General features: G+C 34.8%; 16 protein-coding genes. 12 read left to right on the top strand and 4 right to left on the bottom strand.

What is annotated here, in order from left to right; genetic code table 11:
* Position 1: 1 nt before the first annotated feature.
* The 5 genes from ACFSQS_RS07150 (at position 2) to ACFSQS_RS07130 (ending at position 3,886) form a co-directional block, all read left to right on the top strand.
* Positions 2-187 (top strand): CcoQ/FixQ family Cbb3-type cytochrome c oxidase assembly chaperone, encoded by a 186-nt coding sequence (locus ACFSQS_RS07150; protein ID WP_388016278.1) that lies wholly within the window; start codon positions 2-4, stop codon positions 185-187.
* The gene (locus ACFSQS_RS07145) at positions 184-1,119 is read left to right on the top strand and encodes a cbb3-type cytochrome c oxidase N-terminal domain-containing protein (RefSeq protein WP_388016275.1); all 936 of its coding nucleotides are present in this window, start codon (positions 184-186) and stop codon (positions 1,117-1,119) included. Before ACFSQS_RS07150 ends, ACFSQS_RS07145 begins: the two co-directional genes overlap by 4 nt.
* A gap of 83 nt (positions 1,120-1,202) precedes the next feature.
* Positions 1,203-2,627 carry a cytochrome c oxidase accessory protein CcoG gene (gene ccoG / locus ACFSQS_RS07140; protein WP_388016272.1) on the top strand — a complete coding sequence of 475 codons (1,425 nt, stop codon included), beginning with the start codon at positions 1,203-1,205 and terminating at the stop codon, positions 2,625-2,627.
* Positions 2,628-2,726: 99 nt separating this feature from the next.
* On the top strand, positions 2,727-3,173 hold the full coding sequence (locus tag ACFSQS_RS07135) for a FixH family protein (RefSeq protein ID WP_388016269.1): 447 nt from the start codon (positions 2,727-2,729) through the stop codon (positions 3,171-3,173).
* 11 nt (positions 3,174-3,184) lie between these two features.
* Positions 3,185-3,886 (top strand): sulfite exporter TauE/SafE family protein, encoded by a 702-nt coding sequence (locus tag ACFSQS_RS07130; RefSeq protein WP_388016266.1) that lies wholly within the window; start codon positions 3,185-3,187, stop codon positions 3,884-3,886.
* A gap of 89 nt (positions 3,887-3,975) precedes the next feature.
* On the opposite strand, the gene ACFSQS_RS07125 is transcribed toward ACFSQS_RS07130, so the two are convergent.
* Complete coding sequence (locus ACFSQS_RS07125; RefSeq protein ID WP_388016263.1) at positions 3,976-4,809, bottom strand: universal stress protein; 834 nt, start codon at positions 4,807-4,809, stop codon at positions 3,976-3,978.
* A gap of 83 nt (positions 4,810-4,892) precedes the next feature.
* Positions 4,893-6,257 (bottom strand): oxygen-independent coproporphyrinogen III oxidase, encoded by a 1,365-nt coding sequence (gene hemN, locus ACFSQS_RS07120; protein WP_388016260.1) that lies wholly within the window; start codon positions 6,255-6,257, stop codon positions 4,893-4,895.
* A gap of 123 nt (positions 6,258-6,380) precedes the next feature.
* Here hemN and ACFSQS_RS07115 point away from each other — a divergent pair, with 123 nt between their 5' ends.
* The 6 genes from ACFSQS_RS07115 to ACFSQS_RS07090 all read left to right on the top strand — a co-directional run bounded on the left by ACFSQS_RS07115 (position 6,381) and on the right by ACFSQS_RS07090 (position 11,734).
* On the top strand, positions 6,381-6,956 hold the full coding sequence (locus ACFSQS_RS07115) for a superoxide dismutase family protein (RefSeq protein ID WP_388016257.1): 576 nt from the start codon (positions 6,381-6,383) through the stop codon (positions 6,954-6,956).
* A 74-nt stretch (positions 6,957-7,030) separates the two neighbouring features.
* Entirely contained in the window at positions 7,031-8,203 is a 1,173-nt protein-coding gene (locus ACFSQS_RS07110; RefSeq protein WP_388016254.1) for an LETM1-related biofilm-associated protein, read from the top strand.
* A gap of 62 nt (positions 8,204-8,265) precedes the next feature.
* Positions 8,266-9,261, top strand: a complete 996-nt coding sequence (lpxD, locus tag ACFSQS_RS07105; RefSeq protein ID WP_388016251.1) for a UDP-3-O-(3-hydroxymyristoyl)glucosamine N-acyltransferase — start codon at positions 8,266-8,268, stop codon at positions 9,259-9,261.
* Between the two features lie 31 nt (positions 9,262-9,292).
* Positions 9,293-9,928 carry an MOSC domain-containing protein gene (locus tag ACFSQS_RS07100; protein WP_388016248.1) on the top strand — a complete coding sequence of 212 codons (636 nt, stop codon included), beginning with the start codon at positions 9,293-9,295 and terminating at the stop codon, positions 9,926-9,928.
* A 151-nt stretch (positions 9,929-10,079) separates the two neighbouring features.
* Complete coding sequence (locus tag ACFSQS_RS07095; protein ID WP_388016245.1) at positions 10,080-10,460, top strand: hypothetical protein; 381 nt, start codon at positions 10,080-10,082, stop codon at positions 10,458-10,460.
* A 32-nt stretch (positions 10,461-10,492) separates the two neighbouring features.
* Positions 10,493-11,734: a DEAD/DEAH box helicase gene (locus ACFSQS_RS07090; protein ID WP_388016242.1), complete on the top strand. Its 1,242-nt coding sequence runs from the start codon at positions 10,493-10,495 to the stop codon at positions 11,732-11,734.
* A 66-nt stretch (positions 11,735-11,800) separates the two neighbouring features.
* Here the strand turns inward: ACFSQS_RS07090 and ACFSQS_RS07085 are convergent, their stop codons facing one another.
* Positions 11,801-12,214 (bottom strand): hypothetical protein, encoded by a 414-nt coding sequence (locus ACFSQS_RS07085; protein WP_388016239.1) that lies wholly within the window; start codon positions 12,212-12,214, stop codon positions 11,801-11,803.
* Positions 12,195-12,785 carry an RNA polymerase sigma factor gene (locus tag ACFSQS_RS07080; protein ID WP_388016236.1) on the bottom strand — a complete coding sequence of 197 codons (591 nt, stop codon included), beginning with the start codon at positions 12,783-12,785 and terminating at the stop codon, positions 12,195-12,197. The genes ACFSQS_RS07085 and ACFSQS_RS07080 overlap by 20 nt, the downstream gene beginning before the upstream one ends.
* Before the next feature lie 142 nt (positions 12,786-12,927).
* On the opposite strand from ACFSQS_RS07080, the gene ACFSQS_RS07075 reads away from it, so the two are divergent.
* Positions 12,928-13,278 (top strand): DUF6249 domain-containing protein, encoded by a 351-nt coding sequence (locus ACFSQS_RS07075; RefSeq protein WP_388016233.1) that lies wholly within the window; start codon positions 12,928-12,930, stop codon positions 13,276-13,278.
* Positions 13,279-13,281 lie beyond the last annotated feature (3 nt).

Raw genomic sequence — 13,281 nt, 5'->3', positions numbered from 1 at the left:
CATGCTAAAATTTGTTAAAAACCATATGGAAAGTATTGCAGGCATAGAAATATACCCAATTATTTCCTTACTTATATTTTTCATCTTTTTTGTAGTCCTGTTTTGGTGGGTATTTACCGCAAAAAAAGACTATATAAAAAAAGTAAGCAACTTACCTTTAGATAACCAAAACCAAACTGAACTATGAAAAATTTAATACCATCTTGGGTTAGAGTTCCTGTTGTATTTTTTATAATCTTCGGACTTGTAGAATATTTTATCGACTCTGGCGACAAACCAGCATTTATGGAACAACCCATAGTACTACTGTTTTTATTATTAGTACTATTGGTGCTTATTGGCATTGAATCTATTGTGGCTTCGGTAGATAATATTCTGTATCAAAGTCTAGATGAAGCAGGCAAAGCAAGATACGATGCAAAACGAAGTAAAGCACCAGAATTTAAGTGGATAAATAATCTCTACAAAAAATTATTGGGTCAAAAACCCATTAAAGAAGAACACGAAATTATTTTAGACCATAACTATGATGGCATAAAAGAACTAGATAACAACCTTCCGCCTTGGTGGATATGGGGGTTTTATGCAACCATAGTATTTGCTGCAGTATATTTGGCAAGATACCACGTGTTTAACGGCGAAAACCAATACCAGGAACTAGAAGCTAAATTAGCACAGGCCAAGATAGATATTGAAGCCTATAAAAAAACAGCCAAAAACCTAGTCGATATTAATACTGTCGAGCTGTTAACCGAGGCCTCCGATTTAAATGCGGGGAAAACCATTTACGAAGTTAACTGTATAGCCTGCCATAAAGCCGATGGAGGTGGCGGTATTGGCCCAAACCTAGCCGACGAACATTGGATATCAGGCGGTGGCATTAAAAATGTGTTTAAAACCGTATCTGAAGGTGGGCGAGCCGGAAAAGGCATGATTGCTTGGAAACAAAGTTTAAAGCCTTTGGAAATTGCCCAGGTATCAAGTTATGTTTTACAATTTCAAGGCACCTCGCCCGCAGAACCTAAAGCACCCGAGGGCGATATTTGGATAGACCCCAATAATCCAAAAGCTACAACTGAAACACAAGAAACCCCTAGTGATTCAACACAAGTGCAATAAACTATGCAATGCCCAATTGGCCATAAAAACCCAAGTCTCTCTTAAGGTTTTAAAACCTCAGGGATCAATAAAAAACATCAACCTTGAAAGCTCCAAAAAACGAATCATTTAGAGACACCATTGGCACACTAACCGATGAAGGTAAACGTGCGTGGGTTTATCCAAAAAAACCAAGTGGCCGTTTTTACAGAAACCGCAAAATAGTTAGCTATATTTTACTGGCCTTTTTATTTGCGGCACCATTTGTAAAAATTAACGGCAACCAGTTTTTAATGTTTAACATCTTAGAACGCCGCTATAACATTTTTGGATTTCCGTTTTGGCCGCAAGACTTTCATCTATTTGTTATCTCCATGTTAATCGGGGTTATTTTTATTGCCCTTTTTACCGTTGGATTTGGACGAATTTTTTGTGGGTGGATATGCCCGCAAACCATCTTTATGGAAATGGTTTTTCGTAGAATTGAATATTGGATTGATGGCGACCGTAACAAACAACGCAAATTAGACAAACAAAAATGGAATGCCGAAAAAATAAGAAAGCGCATTTTAAAATGGTTTATATTTTTAGCTATTTCCTTTTTAATAGCCAATATATTTTTGGCTTATCTAATAGGCAGCGATCGGCTCATAAAATACATTAAAGACGGCCCCTTAGAGCACTTGGGCACCTTATTCCCGCTATTAATTTTTACTGCGGTATTTTATTTTGTATTTGCTTGGTTTAGAGAGCAAGTCTGCATTATTGCTTGTCCTTACGGTAGACTGCAAGGGGTTTTACTAGATAACAAATCTATAGTTGTAGCTTACGATTATAAACGTGGCGAAGGCGAAAAAGGCAGAAAAAAATTTAGAAAAAACGAAGACCGCAACGCCCTAGGCCATGGCGATTGTATAGATTGCCTACAATGTGTACACGTTTGCCCAACAGGAATAGATATTAGAAACGGCACACAATTAGAATGCGTAAACTGTACCGCTTGTATTGACGAATGCGACCATATTATGGAAAGCATTAACCTGCCAAAAGGCTTAATTAGATATGCCAGCGAAAATGAAATAGAGAAAAAAGAAAAATTTAAGCTTACCGCCAGAATGAAAGGCTACATAGCCGTACTCACTATTTTAATAGGTGTCTTAATAGGAATGCTATCCTTACGTAACGATGTTGAAGCCAGAATATTACGCTTGCCCGGGCAACTCTACGAGCATAAGGAAGGTAACATTATTAGCAATGTATTTACCTATAAATTAGTTAATAAAACCTCCAATGAAATTGGTAATATAAGCTTTAAGCTCAGAAAATATAATGGCGAAATAAAATTAGTTTCGGCTACTAATAATTTTGTGGTTCCCGAACAGGGCTTAGCCGAAGGCACCCTGTTTGTTGAAATTGATAAAAACGACCTAAAAGGCGATAAAAACAAGTTAACAATCGATGTTTATAGTGGCGATATGCTAATTGAAAGCACAACGGTAAACTTTTTAGCACCAAGAAGTTATAAATAAAACAAGTTAGCAGTGTTCAGTCTTCTGTAGGCAGTCCACTCAATTGAAAAAATAAAAATTAATTAAAAGAGATTCCTGCTTTCGCAGGAAGATAAGATTATGAAAATTAATTGGGGAACAGGAATAGTATTAGCGTTTATAGGCTTTATAAGCTTTATCATGTACTTTATTATTACCATGCACACAGATGAAAAATATTACCACGATTTAGTTACTGAAGATTATTATAAACAAGAACTTAAGGTTCAAAAAGATATTGAAAAACAAAAAAACGCAAATGCCTTAGCAACCAATGTAGATTGGAAAAAGACAGACAATGGCATTGTTATCATGTTTCCTGAAACATTAAAAGCTGAAAATATAACCGGAAAAGTGTTCCTATATAGACCATCTAACAAACAATTTGACTTTGATACCGTTATATCACTGTCTAACCATAATTTGCTCATACCTGACAAGCGTTTGTTGGATGGTCGTTGGAACATTAAAGTAGATTGGCAATATAACGGAAAATCGTTTCTCTACAAAAAAGAAATTGTGTATTAAACTACAAAACCATGCTTTGGTCTGCACTTATATTGGGTCTTTTAGGAAGTTTTCATTGTATTGGTATGTGCGGCCCTATTGCGTTTATGTTACCCGTTAACCGGAGTAATTCTACTAAAAAAGTTATACAAATTTCACTCTATCATTTTGGTAGATTATTGGCATACTCCATAATAGGATTGGTTTTTGGGTTGGTTGGCAAAAGCCTTTATATTTTTGGGCTGCAACAACAACTATCTATTGTAATAGGTGCTTTAATGATTGTTATCGTGCTAATTCCCGTGCAAACGTTTAATAAATATAACTTCTCCAAACCTGTTTATAATATCATTTCTAAAGTAAAATCGGCCTTAGGCAAAGCCTTAAAAAAGAAAACCGCCGATACCTTTTTAACCATTGGTTTTTTAAACGGATTTTTACCTTGCGGATTAGTTTATATGGCAGTTTTTGCCTCTATTACAACAGCTAATGCTTTGCAAGGTAGTTTGTACATGCTGTTGTTTGGTTTAGGCACCGTTCCGTTAATGACATCAGCCATTTATTTAGGAAAATTTTTAAACACCTCTGTTAAACAGCGCATACAAAAAGTGATTCCTGTTTTTGTTGTTGTAATAGGTTTGCTATTTATTATTAGAGGTTTAGGTTTAGGTATTCCGTACCTCTCTCCTGCTCCAATTACCGAAACGGTTTCAAGTGCTATTGGGTGCCATTAACCATGTTAAAATGAATTTTAAAAAAGAGTAGCTAAAATGTTAACAGCCCCATTTTCTTCTAAAAAGAATTATTACTAAAAAAATTCTAATTATATTTTAAAAGTAATAACAGGTAAAGTGGAATGGTTTGCAACATCTTCTCCCACACTGCCCTGAAAGAAATGAGACAAGCCTTTTCTGCCATGGGTGGCTACGGCAATTAAGTCTGCTCCTATTTTTGTTGAAAAATTTAAAATACCATCTTCAACGGTGTAATCAGATACGTAATGCACATCTTTTATGCGATCTAGATTACCATGGGCTTTAGTAAAAAAATTAACCACTAGATGCTCAATTTCCAAAGAGCTTTTAAATCTGTCGTTGGGCAGATTCACGTAAACCATGTGCATTTTGGTTCCCATTTCGTCAAATAACCTTGTGGCTTTTAAATAGCTGTTTATAGATTCTTCAGAAAAATCGCAGGCAAATGCAACCTGCTTAAAATCTATCCTGTCTAAATCGTTTTTTACAACCAATACCGGGACATTCGCATTGCGAACCACGCGTTCTGTGTTAGAGCCTACCAATAATTCTCTTACGCCGCTAGTGCCATGAGAACCCATAACAATAAGGTCTGCGTTGTGCTTTTCTGCCACATAGTTTACTTCGCTAAAAACTTTAAAATGCTTGACTACAGGAACGGTTTTTATATCTTTTAAATAATCTTTATCTAAAAATTCGTTGAATTTTTTTTCGGCCAATTTCAAAAAGAACAAAGCTTCTGGGTGAATAGAATCTGGCGTTTTGGCAAGTATCGCATCAGATAGCTCTAGCATGTGTAAAGCATAAATTTCGGCTTGGTTTTTTTTAGCCAATTTAGCTGCTGCTTTTAAAGCAAACTCTGAATGTTCTGAAAAATCTATAGGTACAATAATTTTTTTCATAAGTCTTTTTTTTTAATATTCCAGATTTTTCAGGAATGATATTTTTTATTCGCAACTCGAAAAAACCGAGGTATTCTTTTCTATTAAACCGTCATGGAAAACAACTGCACATCGGGTTGTTTTCGTTGTAATAGCACATCGAACGCCATACAGATATTTCTAACAAATGCTTGTCCTTTTTTTGTAACTTCAATACTATTGGAGCTTATGGTTAGCAGGCCATCGTCTTCCATTTCCTGTAATTGCAAAAGCGCATCAGGCAGTTCTTTAAAATAGAGATAATCTGGCGCCCATTTGGTTTTAAACTGGCACATTAAATTAAGTATGTGCTTTCTTATAATCAAGTCTTCCTCGTTTAAAATATGCCCTCTAAAAACTGGTATTTTGTTTTGCTTTAGCAACTCGTAATAGTCTTCAATGCGCTTTTCGTTTTGAGAAAAACCATACCAACTATCGCTAATTGAAGACACACCCAAACCAACCATAGCCTGTGTTTTAGATGCTGTATAGCCCATAAAGTTCCTGTGCAGACTACCGTTTTGCATCGATTTGTAAAGGCTATCTGAGGGCAATGCAAAATGGTCCATTCCTATTTCGTGGTAACCGGCTTGAGCAAGCAATTCTTTGCCCAATTCGTATTGCGCTCGTTTTAATTCTGCCGCTGGCAAATCGGTATCTTTAAAACCGCGTTGCCCGTTGCCTTTTATCCAAGGCACATGGGCATAACTGTAAAATGCCAACCTATCTGGTAGTAAGGCTTTGGTTTTTAATATGGTTTCTTTTACGTGCTCTAGAGTTTGAAACGGTAAACCAAAAATAATATCGTGCCCAACCGATGTGTACCCTATCTCTCGTGCCAATGCTGTAGCACGTTTTACGTTTTCAAAAGGTTGAATTCTGTGTATGGCTTTTTGTACGGTTTCGTTATAATCTTGCACGCCATAACTTACCCGCCTAAACCCAACATCGAAAAGCGCTTGCAGGTGTTCTTGGGTGGTGTTATTGGGATGGCCTTCAAAACTAAACTCGTAATTTTGGGCTAATTCAGAATCCTTTAAAATCCCATTAATCAAAAGTTTTAAATTATCTGGACTAAAAAAAGTTGGTGTACCACCACCAAGATGCATTTCTTTAATTATTGGCTTTTCGTCAAACAATTCTAAATACAAATACCACTCTTTTAAAACGGCTTTTATATAAGGCGACTCTACAGTATGCTGTTTTGTAATACGCTTGTTACACCCGCAAAAGGTGCACAGACTTTCGCAAAAAGGCAAATGTATATAAAGGCTTAAACCTTCTTTAGAATTGCTTTCATTAAACGAAGTCGCTAAAGACGTTTTCCATTTTTCCAACGAAAACGTATCATTATCCCAATAAGGCACCGTTGGATAACTTGTGTACCGTGGCCCAGCAATATTGTATTTATTTACTAATTTGCTTATCATACCTTAATTTGTTTAACAAAGCTACAAAACTACTCAAATTTAAAATATGATTTATGTCATTTAGAATATTTGCAATTAGCTAATTATTAACTTAACTTTCGGATAAATAAAAAATTTTATAAAATGAAAAAAGCAAGCATCCTATTTCTAGCTTTAACATTAAGCTTTTTTACATGTAAAAATGATAAAAAAAATACCGTAAACCCTGAAGATAAAACTGTTGTAAAAGAAGAAAAAACCGTTAAGCCAAAAAAACTTAAAATAGCTTTGCAAGCAAAAAGCAACAGCAATGTTTCTGGTAACGCCGTTTTTAACGAAGAAAACGGTACAGTAACCCTAACTGCTATTATTGAGGGCTTAAAACCTGGTACCCACGCCATACACATTCATGAAAAGGCCGATTGTACTTCGGATGATGGCACCTCTGCTGGCGGATACTGGAACCCTACCGCACAACCCCATGGGAAATGGGGCGATGCCACAGGTTATCACAAAGGCGATATTGGCAATTTTACTGCCGACGCAAACGGTAACGGCACCGTTACTTTCTCTACAGACCAATGGTGCATAGGTTGCGAAGATAACACCAAAAACATTATTGGCAAATCCCTTATTGTACATGCCGGAGCAGACGATTTTACGTCGCAGCCATCGGGTGCCGCAGGTGCAAGAGTAAGTTGCGCGGGTATTATAGAATAAAATAAAGCCGGTCTTTTTAAAAAATGCCTTTGCAAGCCGCTTTTTGTTTTAAAAAACGCTAAACTCTAGTTTTTATGAATCCGTCAGCTCAAGGTTGGGTAAAGAAATTGCTGCAAGAAATAGCAAAAAACAATTCTATTTTAAAGCATAACGAAGAAACGTTTTATACTGCCTTAAGAGATAGTGGCTTTATTTACGGTAGCAATTTAAGCGTAGTATTACAAGCCATAAAAAAAACCGATCTTACCGAAGACGAGTTGTGCAAAACCAATTTATGCATTAGCCTGTTGCATACACATAAAAAATCCAACTCCAATGTTTCATTTATTGGTAGTGCCATTCGTTTTTACACTAGCATCAACGAACTTAAAATCTCGTTTTTCCAAGATCTTATAGGCGGTAAAAAATCAAGCGAACAACTAGAAAAAATATTTCATAAGCGTATTCAAATAGACGCTAACATCTTTACTAAAAATTTCAACTATTTTATTATTAACGCCTTGTTGTTTGTTGATGTGTTGGCCTATCAAGAGTTTTTAAACAAGGGGTGTGTTTCTATAGATTACATAAAAAATTTAGAGGCTGCCATAGAAGCCATATCATTAAATGTTTTAAAATCCAAAACCACAATAAATCAATACGACGAAAGTTTGATAAAGCTTTTCGAGTCTTCATTAAGGTACCAAAACAACGCGCACATATCTTATAATGATGCTATTGGTATTTTAAAAACACCTCAAGAAAAACAGTATATTTTAGATTTAGCTTGTATGGCTACTTGGAGCGATTGCACCATCGATAAAACCGAGCAACAATTCCTTGTTAAATTAGGTAAAGACTTAAATATAAGCCCAAAAAAGGTAAATCAATCCATTAAATCAGTCAATCAATTTTACACCATAAACAAAGACAATATTGCGCTGTTAAGCTCTAAAAACATAGTTAAGAGTTTTTACGACAACTCCAGCAAAATGGTAACCAAGTTAATTTCTAGAAACAGTAAACGCTTGTACCAAGAACTTAAAGACAGCAAAGAACTTATGGTACTTATTTCTCAATCTACCATTAGGGATTTAAACAAAGAAGAGCAAAAAAAAGTACAAGAGCAACTAATAGATATTTTTAAATCCATACCTAGTCTTGCCATTTTTTTGCTTCCCGGCGGTGCTTTATTGCTACCCTTAGTGGTTAAATTTATACCAAAATTATTACCATCGGCGTTTGATGAAAATAGAATTGAAGAGTAAAAAGACGTGTTTTTTGTTTTATTTCGGTTAGATTTACAACTATCTAACCAACAAAACTACAAATGGCAGCTTACACGATTACAGATATTAACAACATTTTAAAAGGCGAATTAATAGGACACACAGACCAACACATTGATGGGCCAGAAGAATTGCTAAACGCAAAATGCAACCACATTACCTTTATAGGAAGCAATAAATATGCTAAACTCTGGGCAGAATCTAAAGCTTGTGCAGCTATTATAAATAATAATTTAACCGTTGAACCAAGCGATAATCGTGCCTTAATTAAAGTAAAAAATGCAGATTTAGCCATGGCCAAATTGTTAGAATTATTCAATCCGGAAACACCAGGGTTTGAAACCGATATCCATCCAACAGCAGTAATTGATAAAACTGCAACCATTGGCAACAGTTGTAAAATTGGTGCTAACTGTTATGTTGGTAAAAACGTTGTTCTAGGAAACCATGTTATTTTATACCCAAATGTTTGTGTTTTTGATGAAACCACTATTGGCAATAATTCCATCGTGTGGTCTGGTACTGTAATTAGAGAACGCTGCATTATTGGCAGCTACTGTATTTTTCATACCAATGTAAGTATTGGAGCCGATGGCTTTGGATATCGCCCAAGCGACAACGGCAAAGGGCTGGTAAAAATCCCTCAAATCGGTAATGTAATTATTGGCGATTATGTAGAAATTGGCGCCAACTCCTGTGTAGATAGGGCTAAATTTAGCTCTACCATTATTGGCAACGGCTGTAAAATAGACAATCTTGTGCAAATTGCCCACAATAGCGTAATGGGGCAGTTTTGTATAATGGCAGGACACAGTGGTTTAGCTGGATCTGTAACCCTTGGCGATGGTGTTATTATTGGCGGAAGCGCCTCTATTAAAGACCACACCACAATTGAGTCTGGTGCCACCGTTGGCGCCGGATCTGGTGTTATGAATAATGTAAAAGCTGGAGAAACCGTTTTAGGGTACCCTGCACAAAATGCCCGGGATATGCTAAAACAATGGGTTGCTGTTAGGCGTTTTATGAAAAACCAATAAAAAAAACGTGCAATTTAACTTTTTTGTTGTTTTGAAAATCACTTCCACCAACATAGCAAAACCAACCACCATTGTTTGGAGCGGAAAAAAATTCCAAACTGGCATCTATAAAACACCAACCAATACCCCAATTTATTTAGAAAAAGAAGCTGTAAAGGGCGATGTAATTTCAGATAGAAAAGTACACGGTGGCATTTACAAAGCCTGCTATTTATTTTCTAAAAACCACTACGGCTATTGGAAAAAACTATACACAAATTTAAGTTGGAATTATGGCATGTTCGGTGAAAATTTGACCGTAACAGATTTAGATGAAAACAAACTTTTTATTGGCGATATTTTTAAAATTGGAGACGCTTTAGTTCAAATAACACAACCCAGAGAACCTTGTTTTAAATTTGGTGTAAAGTTTGGAACACAACATGTTTTAAAACAATTTATAAATCATGGTTTTCCTGGAACCTATGTTCGTGTCCTAAAGGAAGGCTTTGTTACCAATGGCGATAAATTTAAGCTTGAGCAACAAGCAAAAAACAGCTTAACAACTGCACAGCTTTTTAAGTTAATCCATGCCAAAGAAAAAAACGAAACACTACTAAAATTAGCAATTATAAATGAAGCTTTGCCACAAAGCAAAAGAGAAAAATTAGCGTTATTTGTAAATTAACCCACATTAATCCCGATTTCGGTAACAGGGTTTTAGCTCTATTATAAAATAGTTTGTAAAAGCAATAGCCATCTCCCGTTTTAGCCATCCCCAAAAAAAAAGCTAAACAAATACATAACTCAATTATTCCGATTTTTTGTATCTTTAAGCTATGCGGAATTTAATTAAAAAACTAAAGCTCGATAAACACAATGATGTTTATATCTTAAACAAACCAGAATCTTTTGCCAATGCATTTGATGACATTGCGTATTCCGGATCTATAGTTACAACATCTTATGTAGAATGCGCTTTGGTATTTACGCAAACCAAAGAAGCTTTTATTAATGAAATGCTTACCCTGTTTCCAAGAATATCAGACAACTCAATTATATGGGTGTTTTACCCAAATGGCACTACAAAAAAAGAGATATCAGAACTACACAAAGAATTTGATTGGGATTTTTTAGGCGATTACCGCTTAAAACCAACCAAATTAATTGCGGTAAATAGCGCGTGGAATGTCATGAAAATAAAAAAAGCCATCGCTTAAATTTCACCTATCTTTGCTGCAAATAATTATAAATGTCATTTAAAGATTTAAAACTTAACAAACCACTTTTAAGAGCCATTGCCGAAGCTGGTTACGACAATCCCACTTTGGTACAAGAACGTACCATTCCACTTGTTTTAAATAAAAAAGATGTGATTACCTCTGCACAAACCGGCACAGGAAAAACAGCTGCTTTTGCCCTACCCATTTTACAATTGTTGTTTGATAAACAAGATGCGCCCAAAAAAGGCAAAAAAATTAGAGCGCTTATTGTAAGTCCAACAAGAGAGTTAGCCATTCAAATCAATGAAAATTTTAAGGTTTATGGCAAAAACACCAATTTACGCTCTACGGTAATTTATGGCGGCACGTCTATCGAGCCTCAAAAAGATGTATTAAAAAAGGGCGTTGACATTCTTATTGCCACACCGGGGCGATTGCTGGATTTGCATAAACAGGACATTGTTAATTTAGATTATGTTGAAACCTTAGTTTTAGATGAAGCCGACTTAATGCTCGACATGGGTTTTATTGATGATGTTAAAAAGATTGAGCGTTTGTGTCCTGAGGAAAAACAGATATTATTGTTTTCAGCAACAATACCTTATAAAGTGGAGCAGCTTGCCAATACTATTTTAAAATCGCCCGAGCGTGTTGAAGTGTCCCCAATCTCGTCGGCTGCAAAAAATGTGAGTCAGGTTTTATATTATGTACCAAAGCGCAATAAAATTGAATTGTGTTTACATTTACTCCGAAACACCATAAAAGGCAATATTCTTATTTTTAGACGCACCAAATTTGGGGTTGATAAATTAGAGCAAACGCTTATAAAAAATGGTTATAAAGTTGAAACCATTCATGGCGATAAAGCACAGAATTTAAGGCAAGAGGCTTTAAAAAAGTTTAAAAACGGGTATGTAAATATTTTAATAGCAACCGATGTTGCGGCACGCGGTATTGATATCAATGAATTGGATGCTGTTGTAAATTTTGATATGCCAAACGTACCAGAAACTTATGTGCATAGAATAGGAAGAACGGGGCGCGCAGGACAAACAGGTATATCTTATGCGTTGTGTTCTGCTGATGAAAAAAGTTATGTGCAAAAAATTCAGCAATTAATAAATGTTCAAATACCTACTGAAGAAAATCATCCATATCCGTTAGACCCAAAGGCGAAACCAATTATCCACAAATCGAAAAAAACAGGAAGCAAGCACAAAAAAGGACGTAAAAGTGAAGCTTCAAAAAAGAAAAAGAAACGTTGGTATTAATTAAAAAAGAACCAAGACCACTTCGCTGTTAGATGTTAGAATAAAGATAAAAAACAATTAATTCAACTATACTTCGAATCGTTTATCAAAATGATTTTTAAGAAATGGTATTTGAATACAAAACATCAACCCGAAAAACACAATAGCATACATTAAAGTTTTAGACATTGTAAAACCAGATAAAGCATTTGTAAATTTGCTGCTTGATAAAGCACTAAAATTTAAAGTACTAAACCAACTCTCTTGTTTTGTTTCTGTTCCTAAAATTAAATAAACACAAAGCACCACAAAACTTAGAGTAATTAAAGCCCAAACTTTTTTTGATATTAAAGGTTTATAAACCGTAATACTTTTATCATTTAATGCCGATACTTGAGACATTATTTCTGAAGTAAAATGAATTGAAGGACTTTCTAAAGCAGCCTTTTTAACAATCTTTTTAGTAAAATTATCTAAGTGTTTATTGTCGTTCTCTTTCATAATATTCAATTATTTCTGGTTCTAATCTACTTTTCAAAATAGTCGCTAATTTTTTCCGACTTCTAAAAATCTTCACTTTTACATGATTAGCTGTGATACCAACTATTTTAGAAATCTCTTCTAAAGAATGTGCTTCAAAATAATATAATGTCAGTAAAAAACTATCATCATTTGGTAACAAAGTTAAGCAATCTTGTATGATTTTATTATGCTCTTGTTGCTCCATTCTATCTAAAGCATTATCAATTGTTTTTATTTGATGCTCGGTAAATTCATCAATAGCAACATCGTTAAAATGCTTTTTATTCTTCTTCAATCTATCTAAACAGGTATTGTAAGTAACTTTATAAATCCATGTTGAAAATTTAGAATCGCCCTTAAATTTATGCAACGCTTTATAGGTTTTAATAAAGGTGTCTTGCGAAACCTCTTCGGCTTCTTCCCTATTTTTAAGCATACGCAACGCTAAAGTAAACACCAAGTCTTTATAACGATCTACTAAAACAGAAAATGCATTAGTGTCGCCATTTATAATTTGGCTGATATAATATTGATCGTTGTTGGTGGTCATTATTTAAGTAAGACGACAATATTTTGTTTTAGGTTACACATCTCTGAAAAAAATATTTATTAAAAAAACTGTAACCTAAATTAAAAACGAATCGTCATAAGCTATGAACACATTAAAATTAATCAATTAAAAACGAAACATTATGCACGCAACAGAAGTAATTATCCCAATAAGTTTGTTCTTAGCCATTTTTGGAATATTTTATTTATACTTATCAACAAGAAACAAAGAGCGTTTAGCACTTATAGAAAAAGGTGCAGACGCAAGTATTTTTAGTTTTAGCAAACGAACTGGCTCATCATGGAAAGTTATAGTAATTAATTTAGCTTTTTTATTAATGGGAATTGGTTTAGGAGTTTTTATTGCTTCCATTTTAGAAAGCTATACAACTTTAGATGAGGATGCTATATATCCAGCACTTATTTTCTTTATGGCTGGCATTGGATTGTACATCGGTTTTACGCAAACAAAAAAGCATGTAGATAAAGAATAATAA

The organism is Gelatiniphilus marinus, from assembly GCF_042684345.1.
Lineage (GTDB): Bacteria > Bacteroidota > Bacteroidia > Flavobacteriales > Flavobacteriaceae > Gelatiniphilus > Gelatiniphilus marinus.
The sequence above is the reverse complement of the archived record's forward strand: the minus strand, read 5'-3'. Positions and strand labels throughout refer to the sequence as shown.

Bases quoted from the DNA above. Each gene is read 5' to 3' on its own strand.
- hemN (WP_388016260.1), bottom strand. From the start codon at position 6,257: ATGATAAGCAAATTAGTAAATAAATACAATATTGCTGGGCCACGGTAC.
- ACFSQS_RS07090 (WP_388016242.1), top strand. From the start codon at position 10,493: ATGTCATTTAAAGATTTAAAACTTAACAAACCACTTTTAAGAGCCATT.
- ACFSQS_RS07075 (WP_388016233.1), top strand. From the start codon at position 12,928: ATGCACGCAACAGAAGTAATTATCCCAATAAGTTTGTTCTTAGCCATT.
- ACFSQS_RS07085 (WP_388016239.1), bottom strand. From the start codon at position 12,214: ATGAAAGAGAACGACAATAAACACTTAGATAATTTTACTAAAAAGATT.
- ACFSQS_RS07095 (WP_388016245.1), top strand. From the start codon at position 10,080: ATGCGGAATTTAATTAAAAAACTAAAGCTCGATAAACACAATGATGTT.
- ACFSQS_RS07115 (WP_388016257.1), top strand. From the start codon at position 6,381: ATGAAAAAAGCAAGCATCCTATTTCTAGCTTTAACATTAAGCTTTTTT.
- ACFSQS_RS07150 (WP_388016278.1), top strand. From the start codon at position 2: ATGCTAAAATTTGTTAAAAACCATATGGAAAGTATTGCAGGCATAGAA.
- ACFSQS_RS07080 (WP_388016236.1), bottom strand. From the start codon at position 12,785: ATGACCACCAACAACGATCAATATTATATCAGCCAAATTATAAATGGC.
- ACFSQS_RS07145 (WP_388016275.1), top strand. From the start codon at position 184: ATGAAAAATTTAATACCATCTTGGGTTAGAGTTCCTGTTGTATTTTTT.
- lpxD (WP_388016251.1), top strand. From the start codon at position 8,266: ATGGCAGCTTACACGATTACAGATATTAACAACATTTTAAAAGGCGAA.
- ACFSQS_RS07135 (WP_388016269.1), top strand. From the start codon at position 2,727: ATGAAAATTAATTGGGGAACAGGAATAGTATTAGCGTTTATAGGCTTT.
- ACFSQS_RS07130 (WP_388016266.1), top strand. From the start codon at position 3,185: ATGCTTTGGTCTGCACTTATATTGGGTCTTTTAGGAAGTTTTCATTGT.
- ACFSQS_RS07110 (WP_388016254.1), top strand. From the start codon at position 7,031: ATGAATCCGTCAGCTCAAGGTTGGGTAAAGAAATTGCTGCAAGAAATA.
- ACFSQS_RS07125 (WP_388016263.1), bottom strand. From the start codon at position 4,809: ATGAAAAAAATTATTGTACCTATAGATTTTTCAGAACATTCAGAGTTT.